This is a genomic window from Protofrankia sp. Cr1 (genome assembly GCF_963555865.1).
GTDB lineage: Bacteria > Actinomycetota > Actinomycetes > Frankiales > Frankiaceae > Protofrankia.
The window spans coordinates 1-2,580 of sequence record NZ_CAUVXO010000683.1; the positions used below are offsets into that span (position 1 = coordinate 1).

At 63.8% G+C, this 2,580-nt stretch carries 2 protein-coding genes; both read right to left on the reverse strand.

Annotated elements, in window-relative coordinates; translation table 11 throughout:
* On the reverse strand, positions 1–1,013 hold a 1,013-nt coding region (locus tag U9980_RS27940; protein WP_322770663.1), incomplete at its 3' end, for a tryptophan 7-halogenase.
* A 97-nt stretch (positions 1,014–1,110) separates the two neighbouring features.
* A complete protein-coding gene (locus tag U9980_RS27945; RefSeq protein ID WP_322770664.1) occupies positions 1,111–1,686 on the reverse strand; it encodes an N-acyl amino acid synthase FeeM domain-containing protein in 576 nt (191 codons plus the stop codon).
* Positions 1,687–2,580 lie beyond the last annotated feature (894 nt).

Consider the following 2,580-nt stretch of genomic DNA (forward strand, 5'->3'; position numbering starts at 1 on the left):
GGCGTGAGGCCGAGTTCCGGCTTGTCCAGGACGGTATTTACGGTGACGGCGCCCAGGTAGCCGCTCAGCATCGCCAGATGCACGCCGGTCGAGAACAGCGGATCGATGAAGCAGGCCGCATCGCCGATGGCGAGGTACCCGTCGCCGGCGAAGGTGTCGTACATGTACGACCAGTCGCGCTGGATGTGCACCCCCTCGATCTGCTCGGCGTCCGCGAGCCGCTCGGCGATCTCGGGGCTGCGCGCGACGGCGTCGCGGTAGTAGGCATCCAGCCCATCCTCCTTGTGCTGCTTGTAGACGTTGCGGTCGACGACCGCGCCGATGCTGGTGATGTCGTCCCGCAGCGGGATGAACCACCACCAGCCGTCGGAGAACGTCGGCAGGAATGTGTTGCCGGCGTCGATGCCCTCGGGCCGTTTGGCGCCTCGCCAGTAGCTCCAGACAGCCATGTTCTGCAGGTAGGGGTCCCACTCCTGGGTGTGCAGGCGTTTGGTGATGAGACCGCCCTGCCCCGACGCGTCGATGATCGAGCGCCCGCTGACCTGGCCGGTCTCGCCGCTAGCGGTGCGGAAGTCGACCGTGTTCAGGCCGCCCGGGTTGAGGGCGAAGTCGGTGACTCGGTGCTCCTCGCGCACGTTGACCCCGTGTTCGCGCGCGTTGTCGAGCAGCATCTTGTCGAATGGGCCGCGTTCGACCTGGTAGCCATAGTCGTACGGCATCGCCAGGGCGTCCTTGAAGTAGACCCGCCAGGGCTCGCGCTGCTCGCCCCAGACCCACTCGACGCCGAATTTCTTGATATAGCCGTCGTTCTCGAGCCGGTCGAGGACGCCGATCTTCTTGAGCAGGTCGGCCGTGCCCGACAGGAGCGACTCGCCGATGTGGTAGCGCGGGAACTTGGCCGCCTCTAGCAGGACGACCGACTTTCCGCTGTCCTGCAGCAGCGTGCTCGCCATGGAACCGCCGGGGCCCCCGCCGATGACGATCACGTCGTACTGATCTGTGGCGTCCGCCATTGTCACTCCCATCCGTGTCCGCGCCGGCGGGCTGAACACGGTCCGGCGCCTGCGAAAGTTCTCCTGCTTTTCTGCTGGCCGTTCGGTGGTCGATTACTCATGCGTAGACGTCGATCGCGTCGTCGTAGGTCATGAGGTAGCGGTAGAACGGGTCACTGGTCCGGAAGGGCCGGGAGAACAGTTCGCCGACCCGCAGCAGGATGGCGACGCTGGTGCCCTCCTCGTCCAGTTCCGTGTCCACGAATTCCTTGCCGGTCTCCTCGAAGCCGAGCGCCATCAGCGGCCACATCGGCGTGGTAGCGGTCTGTGTGAATAAGTCGGCCAGGATGTGGCTGTACCCGTTGACTATGCACCAGTGTAGGCACGCCTTGACGAGACCGCCGAGCACTCCGTAGGGCAGCTCATCCCACCTCCGGTTACGGTACTCAGGCAGAATCATCAGACGCTGGCATTCGATGAGACGTTTGTCCCCGCGAAGGTCCGCGATCGATACGAACTGTTCGACCGGAAGGCCTTCGGGTGAATCCGCGACCAGCCGCATGGTTCCCGTCGTGACGCCGTCGACCGTGGCGAGAAGATATGCGGACCGGCTGTCGTAGCGGTCCCGGTAGCTGCCACCGGCATCGGTCGGGAGCCAGCCGAACTCCTTGCCGTAAACCGTTTCCCAGAGCATCGCGACCTGCTCGAAGTCAGCATCCGTCCGGGCCCGACGGACCTGCCGTCTAAGCGTTCCGTCTCGGGGTTCTTCGACGAATTTCCACACCATCGATCAGCCTGCTTCCCGCAGTGTCGCCGCACTACCGATGCGGAGGTGGGGCCCGTCGACCGGTCATGCCGACGGATCGGGATGTTCTGTGTGTCTGCAGGATTTCAACCCGCGGAGCGGGCATAACCGTGATCGACCTTCTACATGCTCGAATAACTGCCGGAATGGCGCTCGAATCACCTGTCGAAGAAAATGTTAGGGACCGGTTGCTGATATGACCACCCTCGCCAGTCCACTTTTACGTGCCGATCGTTCCCCCGCCGACGGACGCGGACCGGGACCGGCCGGGTACCCCGCGCTTCCTCCCTGGTACACCTTCCCCCGGTTTTGTTGCTTCCTCCGCGGGACACCTCCGCCCCCAGGACCTGCGGCGATTACGCATCCGGTATTTATCCGGTGGGAGGAGGGGCCGGCCGGCCAGCTCGCGCACATGCCTGCAGGGCCGGGAAGACCAGCCCTACTGGTCATCGCGGCATGCTTCGGTGTCAGCCCGCGCACAGCTGTATCGCCGTTTGTGCATCGCAGAACGCACGGGTAGCCTAAGATTGCCCTTGAGTGACAGGCCGGCGTTACGTTCTGTTGCGTGGGGTCGCCCGAAACGTCGAGCGGTCACCGCCCAGCAGGGGAGAGGGCGTCGAGGTAAAGGGTTCGGGCAAATTGGGAGACTCGAGCGTGGGAATCTTCGTCATCGTTATTTCTCAAGATTCTCTTTTTGGAGAGGGTCTCCGGGCTTTGCTTGGTCATGACGCTGAGATCACTGCTATCGCCGTGACATCCGGCGTGTCCGAGGCAGAATTGACT

Coding starts and splice junctions, on each gene's coding strand:
- U9980_RS27945 (WP_322770664.1), bottom strand. CDS start 1,686: ATGCTCTGGGAAACGGTTTACGGCAAGGAGTTCGGCTGGCTCCCGACC.